The organism is Pseudoblastomonas marina (assembly GCF_014641655.1).
Classification (GTDB): domain Bacteria; phylum Pseudomonadota; class Alphaproteobacteria; order Sphingomonadales; family Sphingomonadaceae; genus Alteriqipengyuania_A; species Alteriqipengyuania_A marina.
On the sequence record NZ_BMID01000035.1, the window covers coordinates 1 to 711 of the forward strand.

General features: G+C 33.5%; 1 protein-coding gene. It reads right to left on the reverse strand.

Translation table 11 applies throughout. The features are described 5' to 3' along the window. Window positions 1-240: NADH-quinone oxidoreductase subunit NuoK (nuoK, locus tag IEW49_RS13450; protein WP_188643243.1), on the reverse strand; the 240-nt coding region annotated here is incomplete at its 3' end. Window positions 241-711 lie beyond the last annotated feature (471 nt).

Here is a 711-nt window from a genome sequence, read left to right on the forward strand (position 1 = left end):
TAATCTATAGAAAGCAACTAGAATAGCTAAACCTATAGCAGATTCTGCACCTGCTACAACTATTATATAAATAGCATAAGTTTGGCCGATTATATCATCCATATTAAGTGAACTTACCAATATTAGGAATGTTATAGCTAATAGCATTATTTCAATTGAAATAAGCATTAATATAATATTTTTTCTATTTAATACGAAACCTAAAATTCCTATTAAAAAAAGTATTAAGGTAATATTCATTAGTATTTGTATTTTTTTTGCTTTTACATTGTAAAAAGTAAACTAATCTTAACTTGGATATATAGGCATTGGACATATAGGCAAAATGAGCCCCTGCCCCGCTCATCTTAGTGATAACCCGCTCCGTATACTGTTATTTCCTGCTTATAAAATAAAATCCTTACTTACAGTAGCAAGTAAGTTACTAAATCCAAAAAACTACTGTGTTCGAATCACATTAGATCAAATCCCCGTAGTGAAAGAATAACTAACGAACTCCCGTGGAATGTCCTGACTGCTATGATAAATACGGGTAAACATAATCCCCCTTCCATTCCCCACACACACTTCGTGTGTGTGGGCCGGATTAAAGGTAGGTATAGTACGTATATCATTAGGACTATAGATGTGTACAGTATAGGTCTCTGCCCAATTGGTAGTCATTAGCTCTCGAGGCGAGCTTCGCTTTATTTTTTTTTAGCAAAGCTAAAA